Below are 14,818 nucleotides of genomic sequence, written 5' to 3'. Positions count from 1 at the left end.
ATCCGCGCGCCGCAAAGCTGCTCTGAAGTCTAGGTTGTCTATACAACCTCGTCAAATCATTTCTTGAAGACCTGGCGTCCCGCCACCCAGGTTTCCAGCACGCCGGTCTTGTGGATGTCGTAGGTCGGCATGCGGAACAGGTCCTGGTCGATCACGATGAAGTCGGCCTGCTTGCCCGGCTCCAGCGAACCCAGGTCTTTCTCCTGATGCCCGGCCCAGGCCGCATCCAGCGTGAAGCAGCGGAAGGCTTCCTTGAGCGACATCGCCTGGTTCGGATACCAGCCGGCCACCGGCTGCCCTTGCGCATCCTGGCGCGTGACGGCGGCGTGGATGCCGAAGAACGGATTCGGCGACTCGACCGGGAAATCCGAACCGCAGGCGATGCGCGAGCCCTGGTGCAGGAAGCTGCGCCAGGCGTAGGCGCCCTTGATGCGATCGGGTCCGATGCGGGTCTCGGCCATGTTCTTGTCCGAGGTCGCGTGGGTCGGCTGCATCGACGGGATGATGTCCAGCGTCTTGAAGCGCGGGATGTCGGAAGGAAGCACGACCTGGGCGTGCTCGATGCGGTGGCGTTGCGCCGCGCTGCCCGTCGCCTTCAACTCCTTCTGGTAGATGTCGAGGATCTGCTTGTTGCCGGCGTCGCCGATCGCGTGGACGTTGACCTGGTAGCCCTTGCGCATGGCCTTGGCCATCATCGCGTCCATCTGCGCGGTCTTGTAGAACAGCAGGCCGTGCGAGTGCGATTCGTCGCTGTAGGGCTTGATCAGGGCCGCGCCGCGGCTGCCCAGGGCGCCGTCCGAGTACAGTTTTACGGAACGCAGCGCATACATGCCGTTGCCGTAGTCCTTCAGCGGGCCTTTCACCGCCAGCTGGTCGAAGTCCTTGTCGGTGCCGGCGATCATGCCGTACACGCGGGTGGTCAGCTTGCCGTCGTCGGCATAGGCGCGGTACAGGCGGTCCTGGGCCACGTCGACGCCGGCGTCGTGCACGCTGGTCAGGCCCACGCGCGCCAGTTCGCCCAGTGCGCGGTCGAGCATGACGCGACCCTCGGCCTCGGTCTGCTGCGGCAGCACCTTGGTCAGCAATTCCTGGGCGGTGTCGACCAGCACGCCGGTCGCCTCGCCGTTGGCGTCGCGCACGATCTTGCCGCCGACCGGGTCCGGGGTCGACCTGGTGATGCCGGCCAGCGCCAGGCCGCGGCCATTGGTCCAGCCGGCGTGGCCGTCGACGCGCTCCAGCCATACCGGGCGGTCGGCGACGACGCCATCAAGCTCCTTCGCCGTCGGGAAGCGGCCCAGCTTCCAGTTCTCCTGGTTCCAGCCGCGGCCGCGGATCCAGGCGTGGCTTGGGTTGGCGCGCGCATAGCCGCCGATCGACTTCAGGGCGCCGTCGAGCGACGTGCTGTGGAACAGGTCGAGCTGGGTCAGTTGCTGGCCCAGGCCGAACACGTGGCCGTGGGCGTCGATCAGGCCGGGCAGCAGGGTGCGGCCTCCCATGTCGATGCGCTTCGCATTTGGAGCCTTGGCGGCGACGTCGGCGCCACTGCCGACGGCGATGATGCGGCCCTTGTCGTCGAAGGCGATCGCCGTGAACTGGACCAGCTCACCCTTCCCGTTCAGGGTATAGCCGTTGGCGTTGTCGACCAGGGTGTCGGCGTGTGCCGACAGGCTGCCGAGGGCAGCCAGGACAAATAGGGAACACTGCAGGGAAATCTGGCGCGCGCGCATGCTTTTTCTTCTCTCCGATAGATGGTTTTCCGCGCTTCGTGGGCACGGTGTGGAGAGTGTACTGCATGAGGGCGGCGGCCCTTCAGGTGGCGTCGTGGAAGATGATCCCCAAGGTATGGCGCAGGCCCTGCCGCACGCGGCTGACGCCATGCCGCATCGCCACCCGGTAGACGCCGCGCGTGCCCTGCACCGGCCGCTGGTTGACCGCGAAGACGACGGCGTCCCCTTGACGAAGGCTCACGACTTCGGCGCGCGACTGCATGCGCGGCCGCTGCTCGGTGAGCACGAATTCGCCGCCCGTGAAATCCTCGCCGGGACGCGACAGCAGCACCGCCACCTGCAGCGGAAACACCTGCTCGCCATACAGGTCCTGGTGCAGGCAGTTGTAGTCGCCGGCGCGGTAGCGCAGCAGCAGCGGGGTCGGGCGCAGCTGGCCTGCCGCATGGCATTGCGCGAGAAAGTCGGCATGCTCGCCTGGAAAGCGCGCGTCCAGCCCGAGCGCGGCCTGCCAGCGGTTGGCGATGCGCGCCAGCGGCGGATACAGAGTGGCGCGCAACGCGGACAGCGGCTCCGGCAGCGGATACCCGAAATACTGGTATTCGCCGCGGCCGAAGCCGTGGCGCTCCATCACCACCCGGCTGCGAAAGCGCTGCGGCTCGTCGTAGGCGGCAATGAAGCGCGCGCAGTGGCGCGCATCGAGCAGGCCCGGCATCACGGCGCAGCCGGCGTCGTCGAGCTGGGCGCCGACGTCATCCCAATCGATGACGGTCACTGCTGCGCCTCGCGCTCGAGCAGCGCGCGCTTGCGCTCGATGCCCCAGCGGTAGCCGGACAGCGCGCCGCCGGTACGCACCACGCGGTGGCAGGGAATCGCCACCGCCACCGGATTGGCGGCGCAGGCGCCGGCCACGGCGCGCGCGCCATCGGGCAGGCCGACCCGTTCGGCCAGTTCGGCATAGGTCACGGTCTGGCCCGGGGGAATCGCGCGCAGGGCCTGCCACACGCGCTGCTGGAAGGCGGTGCCGCGCACGTCGAGCGGCAGGTCCAGGGACGGGCCGATGCGCGGTTCCTCGACCAGGCCGATCACCAGCGCCACGGTGCGCTCGAAGCCTTCTTCGGCGCCGCGCAGCTCGGCCCTGGGAAAGCGCGCCTGCAGGTCTTCCAGCAGCGGTTCCGGCTGGTCGCCGATCAGGATCGCGCAGATGCCGCGTTCGGTGGCCGCGACCAAGGTGGCGCCCAGCGAGCATTCGGCCACGGCGAAGCGGATCGTTTCGCCCTGCCCGCCGGCGCGGTAGTTCGACGGCTGCATGCCCAGCACCTCGTTCGACGCCGCATAGAAGCGACCGCTGGAGCCATAGCCGGCGCCGTACAGGGCGTCGGTGACCGTGGCGCCCCCCGCCAGTTCCTGGCGCACCCGGGCGCCGCGCCTGGCCGCCGCATAGGCCTTGGGCGTGATCCCGGTGCGGGCCTTGAACACGCGGTGGAAGTGGAAGCGGCTCATGCCGGCGGCCTGGGCCAGCGCATCCAGATCCGGTTCGTCCTCCGATTCCTCGATCAGGCGGCAGGCGCGCGCCACCGCGTCCGCCTGGCGCTCGGCCAGCGGCGGCAGGTGCGGCGCGCAGCGCAGGCAGGGCCGGAAGCCCGCCGCCTCGGCCGCCTGGCTGCTGGCGTGGAAGGCGACGTTAGCGCGCTTGGCCCCGCGCGACGGGCACGAGGGCCGGCAATAGACGCCGGTGGTGCGCACCGAATAATAAAAACTGCCGTCGGCGCCGGCATCGCGCCGCTGTACGGCGTCCCAGCGCGCATCGTCGCCGATACTGTCGATCTCGTCGCTATCCAATGTCGTCATGATGGTGTCCTCCTTCAGCAATAGCGCCATCCTGAAGCCGATGCCGCCAGGCCGCACTCCGGGTCTTGCTTTCGAATCCCCGATGCTAGAATCGGGCGTGGCCACGACAGGCCAGGCATTCGGAGATTGAGTTTGGAAGCACAGACCGCGCAAGACAGCATGCAGGAAAAGTCGCCCATTTTCCAGCAGATCAAGGATTATCTGGTTGGCGAAATCGCCTCCGGCCGTTGGAAAGAGGGCGAGCTGGTGCCGTCGGAGCAGGCGCTGGTGCGCCAGTTCGGCGTCTCGCGCATGACCGTCAACCGCGCCGTGCGCGAACTCACGGCCGAGCAGGTGCTGGTGCGGCGCCAGGGCTCGGGCACCTATGTGGCTCCCCAGAAGTACCAGGGCACCCTGGTCGAGATCCGCAACATCGCCGACGAGATCCGCGCGCGCGGCAAGCTGCACGCCAGCCGCGTGCTGGCGCTGGAGGCAAGAAGCGCCGACGACACGCTGGCCGCCGAGTTCGACCAGGAGCCGGGCGCCACCCTGTTCCATTCGCTGATCGTCCACTTCGAGAACGAGACGCCGGTCCAGCTCGAGGACCGCTGGGTCAACCCGGCCTGCGCCCCGGCCTACCTGGAGCAGGATTTTGCGCGCATCACGCCCAACGAGCACCTGATGGCGGCCGCGCCGTTGCAGGGGGCCAGCTATACGATAGAGGCCCAGCCGGCGCCGGCGGAAGAGGCGCGCCTGCTGGCGATCGCGGCCGGCGCCCCGTGCCTGGTGCTGCACCGGCGCACCACCTCGGCCGGCCGGGTGGCGTCAGTGGCCACCATGTGGCATCCGGGACACCTGGCGCGCTTCACCGGCAGTGTTTGATAAGTAAATGCGGTTTCGGACAACCCGGCTTGCCAGTTTTTCGCGATAATGGCCGTCGATCCGATTGTCCCATTCCAGCCAATGTCGCCCATGCCTCCCGACGCCGCCGACCCGCCTTTCGCGCAACTGCGCGTGCTGGTGCTCGACGACGACCATCTGCTGCTGGAAGTCATGCGCGAGATGCTGGCGACCTGCGGCCCGTGCCAGATCGTCCTCGAACTCGATGCGCGCCAGGCCCTGGCCCGGCTCGACGAAGCCATGCCCGACGTCCTGATCTGCGACCTGGTGCTGCCCGAGATGGACGGCATCGAGTTCCTGCAGGCCGCGGCCAGCCTTGGCTATGCCGGCAGGGTGATCCTGCTGTCGGCGCTCGAGGACGAAGTGCGCGAGGCGGCCGCCGAACTGGCGCGCGCCCTCGGCCTGCGGGTAGTGGGCTCGTTCCGCAAGCCGCTCACGCCCGAGCAATTGCGTCATGCGCTGGAATGTTGAGATTTTGTACAAGGCCCTGAACACTTTTTAAAAAAATGGGGTATTATTCGCCTCATTCCCCGCCTGACACCCTCTTGCCGTTCTTCCAATATTGAAATTCGCACACAGTGCCTCCACCATTGTGTAGCAGCAATATTGGCAAGGCAGTACACACGGTAGCCGGTCGAGACGTCCCGCATGACTTGTCTCAAGGCGTTAATAACGATTCTTACCTCACATTGAGGAAACCATGAGCGAAAACATCAAACACATCAGCGATGCATCCTTCGAAGCCGACGTGCTCAAGTCCGAGCAGCCGGTGCTGGTCGATTTCTGGGCCGAGTGGTGCGGTCCTTGCAAGATGATTGCCCCGATCCTGGAAGAAGTGGCCAAGGAATATGCAGGCAAGATCACGATCGCCAAGATGGACGTCGACGCGAACCAGGCCGTGCCGGCCCAGTTCGGCATCCGCGGCATCCCGACCCTGATCCTGTTCAAGAACGGCCAGGTCGCAGCCCAGAAAGTGGGCGCCGTCGCCAAGGGTCCGCTGACCGCTTTCATCGACAGCAACATCTGATCCAAGTAATATAGCGGCGACGGCGCGCCCGCGCAGTCGCCACGCAGTCACAATATTGGCCGGGAGTCACCCTCCCGCCTTGATTAACCCACGCAGTCCCCTCCCCTACCATATTCACCCGTCACGGGTCACCCACACACATGCATTTATCTGAACTGAAGGCGATGCACGTTTCCGCGCTGTTGGAAATGGCAATCGGCCTCGACATCGACAACGCAGCCCGCCTGCGCAAACAGGAACTGATGTTCGCGATCCTGAAGAAGCGCGCGAAGCAGGGCGAACAGATCTTCGGCGACGGCGCCCTCGAGGTCTTGCCTGACGGTTTCGGTTTCCTGCGCTCGCCGGACGCGAGCTACATGGCTTCGACCGACGACATCTATATCTCGCCGTCGCAGATCCGTCGTTTCAACTTGCATACGGGTGACTCGATCGAAGGTGAAGTGCGTACGCCGAAGGACGGCGAGCGTTACTTCGCGCTGGTCAAGGTCGACAAGGTCAACGGCGAATCGCCGGAAGCCTCGAAGCACCGCATCCTGTTCGAGAACCTGACCCCGCTGCACCCGAACGAGCCGCTGCGCCTGGAGCGCGACATGAACGGCGCCGAGAACATCACCGGCCGCATCGTCGACCTGATCTCGCCGATCGGCAAGGGCCAGCGTGGCCTGCTGGTGGCGTCGCCCAAGTCGGGCAAATCGGTCATGCTGCAGCACATCGCGCATGCGATCACCGCGAACCACCCCGACGTGACCCTGATCGTGCTCTTGATCGACGAACGTCCGGAAGAAGTGACCGAGATGCAGCGTTCGGTGCGCGGCGAAGTCGTCGCCTCGACCTTCGACGAACCGGCCACCCGCCACGTGCAGGTCGCCGAGATGGTGCTCGAGAAAGCCAAGCGCCTGGTCGAAATGAAGAAGGACGTGGTCATCCTGCTGGATTCGATCACCCGCCTGGCGCGCGCCTACAACACCGTGATCCCGGCCTCGGGCAAGGTGCTGACCGGTGGTGTCGACGCCAACGCGCTGCAGCGTCCGAAGCGCTTCTTCGGCGCCGCCCGTAACGTCGAGGAAGGCGGCTCGCTGACCATCGTCGCGACCGCGCTGATCGAGACCGGCTCGCGCATGGACGACGTGATCTACGAAGAATTCAAGGGCACCGGCAATATGGAGGTGCACCTGGAGCGCCGCCTGGCCGAGAAGCGCGTCTATCCGGCGATCAACCTGAACAAATCGGGCACCCGCCGCGAAGAGCTGCTGATCAAGCCGGATCAGCTGCAGAAGATCTGGATCCTGCGCAAGCTGCTGTACTCGATGGACGAGATCGAGGCGATGGAGTTCATCCTCGACAAGATGCGCGCGACCAAGAACAATGTCGAATTCTTCGACATGATGCGCCGCGGCGGCTGACCAGCCCCAGCGCAACGCGTGCAGAGGCAGCCTTCGGGCTGCCTTTTTGTTTGGCATGTCAACGCTAAATAGAAATGTCCCCTGTTGCGCAAAGTAGAAATGTCCCTCTTGCCAATTTGATCACGGGTTGGTAACAGGGGCCAGATGCGATTTCGTATGGGCGAACTCAGCACGTACAGGGACGGTGCCCGGTTGCGTTTCCATGCGTTTTTTCCAGGGGTGTCCGATAGGCTGTGGCGGTTGGCGTCGGGCGAGTGCCTGCTCGACCTTGCCATTGATGTCCTTGCCGTCGATCGCCTCATGCTGCTTGATTGGCTTGCTGCTGCATGCGTGCTGCAAAACCCGGCCTTGCCAGACGACCTCGGTCGCACTTTCCGGATGGGTGACGATAGTAACGCTGGCGCCACGCAATGCTCGCCCCTGGTCGGCAATTTGGATCTGATACAGCAAGCCATTGAACTGACAGCTCAGGTTGCTAGACAGGCGGCGAGGTATATGCACCGAGAGGATTCGGCGTAGAGCAGCTTCGGTTCCGCCATACGGCACATGAGCGTCTTCAGGCAGCACGGCCGTGACGGCAAAGCGCCGGTTGAAGGCGCGAATGAACTGCGGTAGCCAGGCATTGGCAGCCTGCTGGCTACTGATGCCCTGTAACCGCATCTCCTTTACCAAGCGGTCCTGCAAGGTCTGATTGGCTCGCTCGACTCGTCCCTTGGCCTGCGGGCTGTTAGCCTGGATGCCCTCGATACCGAGTTGTTCCAATGCGCGTGCAAACTGCGTTTGCCCTTCACCGACGCCACTCTTGTCGCCCGTGCTGATCCGGAAGATGCTATGACGATCGCTGTACAGGGCCGCTGGCAGGCCATGATTTCTGATGTGCTCCTCCAGCAAACTCATGTATCCAAGCGTCGTCTCGGCATCGACGAAACGCAATGCCATCAGCTCGCTCGTGGCATCGTCGATAAACACCAACAGGCTGCAGCGGGGCGCGCGGCCCTCGAACCAGTCGTGCGGCGATCCATCGATCTGGATCAGCTCTCCGCGCCGCGCCCTGCGCTCGCGCATTGCGTGTGTCCGCGCTGTTGCGCCACGACGCGGTTTCCACAGTTGCGCCGCAATCATCGCCTTGCGCACCGTTTCCACTGATAGGCGGATCTCATGCAGTTCGTCGAGCTTCTCGCATGCCAACGTCGGACCGAAATCCGCATAGTGCGCCCTGATCAGGTCCAATGCCTTGGACAGCTTCTCTTGTGGCGTGCGTCGATTCGACGGTTTGCCCCGGCTCTTGCTCAGTAGCCCTGCATTGCCCTCGTCGAGCATACGCCGCTTCAGACGTTTCACCTGGCGCGTGCTGATGCCCAGCCTCCTGGCAGCACTTTCCTGATCCAGCTTACCCTCAACTACCTGTGCCATCACCTGGCTACGCAACACGTCTTTGGCTGTCATCTTGAGCACTGTCCCGTCCCCCTTCAGGGCATCCTAGGGGACATTTCTACTTAGCGGAGAGGGGACATTACTACTTTGCGCTAACATGCCTTTTTGTTTGGCATTGCCTGACGCCGGAAACCGCTTTATAATCTCCGGTTCAGTCCAACCCCTGGCAAGTGATCGGCAATCGGGTCAAGAAGCTGTTCGACCGACGAAGTGCTGTTTGGCTACCAACTCAATAGAAAGCAGAACCATGAAGACCGATACCCATCCAGATTACCGCGAAGTCGTCTTCCACGACCTGTCGTGCGACTTCAAATTCGTGACCCGTTCGACCATCAACACCCGCGAAACGATCACCCACGAAGGTAAAGAATACCCACTGGTCAAGATCGAGGTGTCCGCTGAATCGCACCCGTTCTTCACCGGCAAGCACAAGATCGTCGACACCGCTGGCCGCGTCGAGAAGTTCCGCCAGAAGTTCGGTTCGGTCGGCTCGAAGACCTCGGTCGCCAACGGCTAATTGCCGCAGTAGAATCTTCGAAGCCTTCGGGCTTCGCGAAAGAAGCCGGCCTGCCCGGCTTCTTTTTTTTCGCAGCTATACTGCGCTTTATTTTATCCATCAGATTCGCCGATGAAACCAGTCCGTCTCCCCGCCGCCGCCACCCTGGCGCTGCCCCGCTGGGCCCTGCTTGCGCTGGGCATGCTGTACATCCTGCCCGGCATCATCGGCCGTGATTTGTGGAAGGAAGACGCGGGCAGCTTCGGCATCATGTGGACCATGGCGCACGGTGGCCTGGATGACTGGCTGTACCCGAACATTGCCGGCCTGGCCAGCGTCGACGAGGGCCCGCTGGCCTTCTGGCTGGGCGCCATCTGCATCAAGCTGTTCGGCTGGATCCTGGGCGACGTGCTGGCCGCGCGCGTCTCGACCATCGGCATCTTCGTGCTGGGCACGATGTCGCTGTGGTACACCGCCTTCCACCTTGGCCGGCGCGCCGAGGCGCAGCCGCTGCGCCTGGCCTTCGGCGGCCAGCCCGAGCCCGACGACTATGGCCGCACGCTGGGCGACACCGCCGTCCTGATCTACCTCGGCAGCCTTGGCCTGCTGCTGCAAAGCCACCTGACCCTGGCCGCGACCCTGCAGGGCGCGCTGCTGGCCTATTTCCTGTACCGCGCCGTGCGCTACGTCGAGCACACCAGCACCCGCAATGCGGTGCTGGTCGGCGTCGCCCTGGGCGCCCTGACCCTGACCCAGGGCTTCCTGCCGCCGCTGGTGCTGATCGTGGCCCTGTTCGCCTGCACCCGCTACCTCGACATGCCGGCCGGCCAAGCGCTGCGCCACCTGCTGGTGGCGGCCGGCGTCGGCTTCGGCCTGACCCTGGTGTGGATCCTGCCCGCCGTCGTCGTGCAGCCGTATGGCCTGCCGCCGGTGGCCGACTGGCTGGCCTGGAACGCGGAGCAGTTCGGCCTGCCCGGCTGGGTGGCGGTGAAGACCTTCTTCCGCATCGGCGTCTGGTTCTTCTGGCCGGCCTGGCCCTTCGCGATCTGGGCGGTCTGGGCCTGGCGCCGCCAGCAGCAGATGCTGCACATCGTGCTGCCGGTGTTCTTCTTCCTGGCCCTGGTGCTGCAACTGCTGTGCGACCCGGTGCCCGAGAACAGCGACTTCCTCAAGATGCTGCCGCCGCTGGCCCTGATGGCCGCCTTCGGCTTGCCGACCATGAAGCGCGGCGCGATCAACGCCATCGACTGGTTCTCGGTGATGGTGCTGACCATGCTGGGCGCCACCATCTGGCTGTTCTGGATCGCCAAGCTGACCGGCTGGCCGGCCCAGCTGGCCAAGAACGCGCTCAAGCTGGTGCCCGGCTTCACGCCCGAAATCGGCATCGTCACCTTCACCGTGGCGGCCGCCGCCAGCGTCGGCTGGGTGATGCTGGTGCACTGGCGCCTGTCGCGCCAGCCGGCGGTGCTGTGGCGCGCGGTGGTGCTGTCGTCCGGCGGCCTGATCCTGCTGTGGGTGCTGTTGATGACTCTGTTCCTGCCCGACCTGAACTACGGCAAGAGCTACGCCGGCGTGGCCCAGCAGATCGCGGCGCGCCTGCCGGCCGACACCGACTGCATCGAGACCAATGTCGGCCCGGCCCAGCGCGCCTCGCTGGCCTTTTACGGACGCCTGCCTTTCGTCACCCTGGCCGGCGGCAAGTGCGACTACGTGCTGCTGCAGGACAGCCTGCGCAGCCGCAATGACCGCGCGCTGCTGCGCAAATGGGGCGTGCGCAATACGATCCCGCTGTGGGAAGGCCGGCGCGCCTCGGACCGCGATGAGCGCTTCAGATTGTTCCGCCGCACGCAGTAAAACATGCACCTCGACAAGCCGCACACCGTGCGGCTTGTTCGTTTTAAGGAGCTTGCAGGCAACGAACTTCACCTGTGCGCGGCATGTGTTGCCAATATGAGAACCTGTTTGCAAAGGATGCGTGTTTGCGCGGAGTCAAGCACCGGCCGGGGGCCGCTCGTCACAATGGGCGAGTCGATGCAGATCAATTACCGGGCTGAATGGGGTGTTGCGTCACTATAAATTGAGGCGTCAACATGGACCGTTGCACAAGATGCTGTGAGGGAGAGATCACCATGAAGAGTGTGACGTTTTCAGAAATCGTACGCGTCCGGGAGCGACCCGGGTTTCTACGGCGCATCGACACCTGGCGCCAATCCCTGCCCTGGGCGCTGACCCTGCTGGGCGGGCTGCCGCTGCTGGTGCTGGCGCAGCATGTGATCGACCCCGACACGCCGTTGCCCTACCTGGTGCTGCCGGCCATCGTGGGCGGTCTGCTGCCCGTCTGGATGCTCGGGCCTGGCCGCTTCGAGATGCGCACCCGCTTCGATGCCCACTACATGATCAGCACGCTCGACGAAGCGCTCGGCGCGCTCGGCTACCGGCGTACCGCGACCGACAGCACCAGCATCCGCTACTTCCGCCCGCGCCCCTGGCTGCGTGGGCAAGAAGGCGCGATCAATGTCGCGGTGCGCGAGCACGTGCTGGAGATCGTCGGGCCGGTGGGGAGCTTGCGGTTGTTGCAGCATCGGATCGCGCGCTGAGCCATTGCGCCGGGCCTGGCTTGGCTGCGTGCGCAGGGGTGAGTTGAAGCCGCGTTGTGCCAATTTCTTTCGCACACTGGTCAGTTGTGTGCGCCATGTGCTAAGATTCGCGCCTGCTATTGGGCCTCTGTGGCGGAATTGGTAGACGCACTTGACTCAAAATCAAGCGCCGAAAGGCGTGCCGGTTCGATTCCGGCCGGAGGCACCACTAATAGACAGTATTAGCGAAACCCGCACACTTCTTCGGAAGAGCGGGTTTTTTGCTTTCCGGGCTGGGCCGTTTGCCAGCGGACGATCCGTCGCTTAGCGGCAAGGAGCCTGTCAGAATTTCTGTGTGGAACGGGGTCATGAAATAATCCCGAAAGGACTGTTCCATGACCGAAGTGATGACCACCAAGAAGCCCAAAAAACAGAAAGCAGCGTACCCGTTTCCCGTTGAGCTGATCGACCAGTTGCTGGCCCAGGTTGAGAACAAGGACGCCGAGTCGATCCTTGGCGAATCGGGCCTCGCCGGGCAGCTCAAAAAAATGCTGGCCGAGCGTATGTTGTCGGCCGAGTTGAACCACCACCTGGCCAACGAGGAAGACGGCAGCAGAAACCACCGCAACGGTAGCAGCCCGAAGAAGGTCTTGACGCCAGGCGGGGAGCTCCACCTGGACATTCCGCGCGATCGTCTGTCGAGCTTCGAGCCCAAACTGGTGGCCAAACATCAGCGCCGGATGTCGGGCTTCGACGATCACGTTATCAGCATGTACGCTCGTGGTATGAGCGTGCGCGAGATTCAGGCGCATTTGCTGGAGTTGTACGGCACCGAGGTGTCGCCAGACCTGATTTCGACCATCACCGACGAAGTGCTCGAGGAGGTCGCGCAGTGGCAGCAGCGGCCGCTCGAGGCGATGTATCCGATCGTGTATTTCGACGCGTTGCGCCTGAAGATCCGGGACGAAGGCACGGTCAAGAACAAGGCCGTATATCTGGCCTTGGGCATTCGTGCCGACGGCCGCAAGGAAGTGCTGGGTCTGTGGATCGAACAGACCGAAGGCGCCAAATTCTGGCTGAAGGTTTTCAACGAACTCAAGAACCGCGGACTGGACGATATCCTGATCGCCGTCGTCGATGGCCTGCGCGGCTTCCCGGAGGCCATCGAGGCCGTTTATCCGCAAGCGCAGATCCAGACGTGCATCGTGCACCTGATCCGCAATTCGACGACGCTTGCGGCCTGGAAGGACCGGAAGGAACTGGCAGCGGCGCTCAAGCCGATCTACCACGCTGCCAACGCCGAGCTGGCCGAAGCGGCGCTGGATGCCTTTGCAGAAGGCCCATGGGGCACCAAGTTTCCGACCGTGGCCGCGATGTGGCGGCGCCAGTGGCAGCAGGTGATTCCGTTCTTTGCCTACCCACCTGAAGTGCGCACGATCATCTACACGACCAACGCTATTGAAAGCCTGCATATGCGTCTGCGGAAGATCGTCAAGAACCGTGGTCACTTCCCCAGCGACGAAGCCGCGACCAAGTTATTGTTCCTGGCCTTGCGCAATATCGAGAAAGATTGGAAGATGCCACAGCGTACCTGGAAGCAGGCTGCCAACCAGTTCGCCATCATGTTCGGCGAGCGCTTCACGAACGCGATTATCTAACTACGAATTCTGGCCCCGCACACAGAATTTCTGACAGGTCCGCGGCAAGTGAATCGCAAACGGCGTCCCGCTCACCTGTCTCCGACTGCGGGTAGCAAGCGCCCCCATGCAGCTCCACAATCCGACGTGATTGCCTAGGCCCATACCCGGTCCGGCCGCATCGTCTGCTGCTGCAAATTAGATACGCCGAACACATGCGGCAAGTCATCTGCAGCTCTACGGTCTGCCGTTACCTACACAGTCGCGCCTGTCGATCACTCTCAATACAGTTTTAGAATTAGGCACGGTCTCTACATTAGTACTGGCTCTTGCTTGCTTCATCATGGTTAAGCTCGTGTCCGATTGTCAGACGTGACCCTGTAATGCCCCGCGCAGCAGTGTAATTCCAACGAAAAAAGGCCAGCATTGCTGGCCTCCTCTTTGTGTACACATTAGTAAGTTCGCCATCTGATCCAGCTGGGCTTAGGAAGGTCCGCAATCATTGAAGATTGACAGATACGCATCTTTATTTTATCGGGCCAAACCAACGGGTCTGATCTGCGACACCACCACGTAACGAGATGTATTTTTCTCCAGTCTGACAGTCTACGAAAATCGATCGGAAATTACCCTGCATGTCTCGCTCCATGAGCGCTGCAGCGTGAAATCCCACGGGCGCGAGATAATATGATTTTATCACCCCATCACTTTCTGTCTTATCACTCTCTTTATCCGGAACTAACTCTGATGCAATCGGTTGAAGATTCACCTCCTTCACACTCAGCAGGAAATCTCTCGCTTTTTTTTGCTCCTCAACACAATCGCTTGGTACTGGTCGATATTCATAACGACGCTCAACAAGCAAATTCTTTTCGTCATTGGAAGCAGCGCTAACGTTTAACGAAAAACAAAAGATCATGCACGGTATCAACAATTTCTGGTATCTAATTTTTGTCATAGTAAGTAGTTTGCGCGCTTCTGATTAAGTTGATGAAATTAATACGCTAGGCTGGCAAACCTTCCATCGGGACCAGGATCTCGCCAGGGTTCATCTCGATTCGGCTAACGACCTGACCGTAGGGATTTACTCCGATGATCGTGGTGCCTTGATCCGTAGCAATTACGACGGCTGTACCTGCGTCGAGCCCATTATAGTCATATTTCATGGTCCACGTTTCATTGCCGGTTTGCTCATCAATTGCTCTGGAGTATGTTACACCATAGCGATCCCCTTCCAAAACGACATCGAATTCTTGGATATATGTGTCAACGCCAAATCCATCGATATACATTTCGTTGAAGCCACCAATACCGATGTTACCGTATTCGATCACACCGATTGTTCCCCAGTCCATCACTTGGGAGTTGAAGTAATCTTCAAAGATACCTGCGTAGTCAAAACTGGACTGTGCATAAACCTCCAACAAAAGGTGATTTTCATCACCAACTTTCGCTTGGTCAGCGAAAGGCTCTTCGTAAGTTCCGACAAGAGTAATATCCATAGTATAGTGGACCCCGAATCTGAGACGGTGGTTTAAGCTGTCGTCCGCGAAAGGATGACAGCGAATGAGTGAAGGTAAAAAACGCAGGGTGCACAGCGCCGAGTTCAAGGCCAAGGTTGGGTTGGAAGCGGTGCGTGGGGTGAAGACGGTGACGGAGATTGCGCAGGAATTCGGCGTGCATCCAGTACTGGTGGGCCAGTGGAAGAAGGAGATCCTGGAGAACGCCGGCGCCCTGTTCGACGTCAAGCGCGGGCCGAAGCCGGTGGACGAAAGCAGCCCGGAGGACAAG

At 62.3% G+C, this 14,818-nt stretch carries 15 protein-coding genes and 1 tRNA gene; 10 read left to right on the top strand and 6 right to left on the bottom strand.

All coding sequences use genetic code 11. The annotated features are described in order from the left end of the window. Positions 1-56: 56 nt before the first annotated feature. The 3 genes from HMPREF9710_RS06850 to ada form a co-directional block, all read right to left on the bottom strand. Entirely contained in the window at positions 57-1,727 is a 1,671-nt protein-coding gene (locus HMPREF9710_RS06850; protein WP_005665091.1) for an amidohydrolase, read from the bottom strand. 82 nt (positions 1,728-1,809) lie between these two features. Continuing rightward, a complete protein-coding gene (locus tag HMPREF9710_RS06845; RefSeq protein WP_081589887.1) occupies positions 1,810-2,439 on the bottom strand; it encodes a 2OG-Fe(II) oxygenase in 630 nt (209 codons plus the stop codon). A gap of 56 nt (positions 2,440-2,495) precedes the next feature. After that, positions 2,496-3,575 (bottom strand): bifunctional DNA-binding transcriptional regulator/O6-methylguanine-DNA methyltransferase Ada, encoded by a 1,080-nt coding sequence (ada, locus tag HMPREF9710_RS06840; RefSeq protein ID WP_005665087.1) that lies wholly within the window; start codon positions 3,573-3,575, stop codon positions 2,496-2,498. Positions 3,576-3,734: 159 nt separating this feature from the next. Between ada and hutC the strand changes: the two genes are divergently transcribed. The 4 genes from hutC (at position 3,735) to rho (ending at position 6,884) form a co-directional block, all read left to right on the top strand. Further along, the gene (gene hutC, locus HMPREF9710_RS06835) at positions 3,735-4,436 is read left to right on the top strand and encodes a histidine utilization transcriptional repressor HutC (RefSeq protein ID WP_005665086.1); all 702 of its coding nucleotides are present in this window, start codon (positions 3,735-3,737) and stop codon (positions 4,434-4,436) included. A gap of 90 nt (positions 4,437-4,526) precedes the next feature. After that, positions 4,527-4,925: a response regulator gene (locus HMPREF9710_RS06830; RefSeq protein WP_005665084.1), complete on the top strand. Its 399-nt coding sequence runs from the start codon at positions 4,527-4,529 to the stop codon at positions 4,923-4,925. A gap of 229 nt (positions 4,926-5,154) precedes the next feature. Then, a complete protein-coding gene (gene trxA, locus HMPREF9710_RS06825) occupies positions 5,155-5,481 on the top strand; it encodes a thioredoxin TrxA (RefSeq protein WP_005665082.1) in 327 nt (108 codons plus the stop codon). A gap of 140 nt (positions 5,482-5,621) precedes the next feature. Then, entirely contained in the window at positions 5,622-6,884 is a 1,263-nt protein-coding gene (gene rho, locus HMPREF9710_RS06820; protein WP_005665081.1) for a transcription termination factor Rho, read from the top strand. A gap of 120 nt (positions 6,885-7,004) precedes the next feature. On the opposite strand, the gene HMPREF9710_RS06815 is transcribed toward rho, so the two are convergent. After that, positions 7,005-8,330, bottom strand: a complete 1,326-nt coding sequence (locus tag HMPREF9710_RS06815; protein WP_005665080.1) for an ISNCY family transposase — start codon at positions 8,328-8,330, stop codon at positions 7,005-7,007. Positions 8,331-8,565: 235 nt separating this feature from the next. Here HMPREF9710_RS06815 and HMPREF9710_RS06810 point away from each other — a divergent pair, with 235 nt between their 5' ends. From HMPREF9710_RS06810 to HMPREF9710_RS06790, 5 genes are all read left to right on the top strand, one after another. After that, positions 8,566-8,835 carry a type B 50S ribosomal protein L31 gene (locus HMPREF9710_RS06810; protein WP_005665079.1) on the top strand — a complete coding sequence of 90 codons (270 nt, stop codon included), beginning with the start codon at positions 8,566-8,568 and terminating at the stop codon, positions 8,833-8,835. Positions 8,836-8,946: 111 nt separating this feature from the next. Beyond that, positions 8,947-10,668 (top strand): ArnT family glycosyltransferase, encoded by a 1,722-nt coding sequence (locus HMPREF9710_RS06805; RefSeq protein ID WP_005665078.1) that lies wholly within the window; start codon positions 8,947-8,949, stop codon positions 10,666-10,668. A gap of 275 nt (positions 10,669-10,943) precedes the next feature. Further along, positions 10,944-11,411 (top strand): hypothetical protein, encoded by a 468-nt coding sequence (locus HMPREF9710_RS06800; protein WP_005665077.1) that lies wholly within the window; start codon positions 10,944-10,946, stop codon positions 11,409-11,411. Positions 11,412-11,534: 123 nt separating this feature from the next. After that, positions 11,535-11,619: transfer RNA gene (locus HMPREF9710_RS06795), tRNA-Leu, on the top strand. 178 nt (positions 11,620-11,797) lie between these two features. Continuing rightward, positions 11,798-13,048 carry an IS256 family transposase gene (locus HMPREF9710_RS06790; RefSeq protein WP_157225494.1) on the top strand — a complete coding sequence of 417 codons (1,251 nt, stop codon included), beginning with the start codon at positions 11,798-11,800 and terminating at the stop codon, positions 13,046-13,048. A 505-nt stretch (positions 13,049-13,553) separates the two neighbouring features. On the opposite strand, the gene HMPREF9710_RS27745 is transcribed toward HMPREF9710_RS06790, so the two are convergent. Then, entirely contained in the window at positions 13,554-13,892 is a 339-nt protein-coding gene (locus tag HMPREF9710_RS27745; protein ID WP_157225443.1) for a hypothetical protein, read from the bottom strand. Between the two features lie 139 nt (positions 13,893-14,031). Continuing rightward, positions 14,032-14,529 carry a hypothetical protein gene (locus HMPREF9710_RS06785; RefSeq protein ID WP_040775161.1) on the bottom strand — a complete coding sequence of 166 codons (498 nt, stop codon included), beginning with the start codon at positions 14,527-14,529 and terminating at the stop codon, positions 14,032-14,034. A 64-nt stretch (positions 14,530-14,593) separates the two neighbouring features. On the opposite strand from HMPREF9710_RS06785, the gene HMPREF9710_RS06780 reads away from it, so the two are divergent. Beyond that, positions 14,594-14,818: IS3 family transposase (locus tag HMPREF9710_RS06780; protein ID WP_005665076.1), on the top strand; the 225-nt coding region annotated here is incomplete at its 3' end.

Source organism: Massilia timonae CCUG 45783 (assembly GCF_000315425.1).
Classification (GTDB): Bacteria; Pseudomonadota; Gammaproteobacteria; order Burkholderiales; family Burkholderiaceae_D; genus Telluria; species Telluria timonae.
Note: the sequence above shows the minus strand (reverse complement) of the source record. Positions and strands in the feature narration are given on the sequence as shown.

Coding starts and splice junctions, on each gene's coding strand:
- ada (WP_005665087.1), bottom strand. CDS start 3,575: ATGACGACATTGGATAGCGACGAGATCGACAGTATCGGCGACGATGCG.
- HMPREF9710_RS06800 (WP_005665077.1), top strand. CDS start 10,944: ATGAAGAGTGTGACGTTTTCAGAAATCGTACGCGTCCGGGAGCGACCC.
- trxA (WP_005665082.1), top strand. CDS start 5,155: ATGAGCGAAAACATCAAACACATCAGCGATGCATCCTTCGAAGCCGAC.
- rho (WP_005665081.1), top strand. CDS start 5,622: ATGCATTTATCTGAACTGAAGGCGATGCACGTTTCCGCGCTGTTGGAA.
- HMPREF9710_RS06810 (WP_005665079.1), top strand. CDS start 8,566: ATGAAGACCGATACCCATCCAGATTACCGCGAAGTCGTCTTCCACGAC.
- HMPREF9710_RS06790 (WP_157225494.1), top strand. CDS start 11,798: ATGACCACCAAGAAGCCCAAAAAACAGAAAGCAGCGTACCCGTTTCCC.
- HMPREF9710_RS06845 (WP_081589887.1), bottom strand. CDS start 2,439: ATGCCGGGCCTGCTCGATGCGCGCCACTGCGCGCGCTTCATTGCCGCC.
- HMPREF9710_RS06850 (WP_005665091.1), bottom strand. CDS start 1,727: ATGCGCGCGCGCCAGATTTCCCTGCAGTGTTCCCTATTTGTCCTGGCT.
- HMPREF9710_RS06805 (WP_005665078.1), top strand. CDS start 8,947: ATGAAACCAGTCCGTCTCCCCGCCGCCGCCACCCTGGCGCTGCCCCGC.
- HMPREF9710_RS06785 (WP_040775161.1), bottom strand. CDS start 14,529: ATGGATATTACTCTTGTCGGAACTTACGAAGAGCCTTTCGCTGACCAA.
- hutC (WP_005665086.1), top strand. CDS start 3,735: ATGCAGGAAAAGTCGCCCATTTTCCAGCAGATCAAGGATTATCTGGTT.
- HMPREF9710_RS06815 (WP_005665080.1), bottom strand. CDS start 8,330: ATGACAGCCAAAGACGTGTTGCGTAGCCAGGTGATGGCACAGGTAGTT.
- HMPREF9710_RS06830 (WP_005665084.1), top strand. CDS start 4,527: ATGCCTCCCGACGCCGCCGACCCGCCTTTCGCGCAACTGCGCGTGCTG.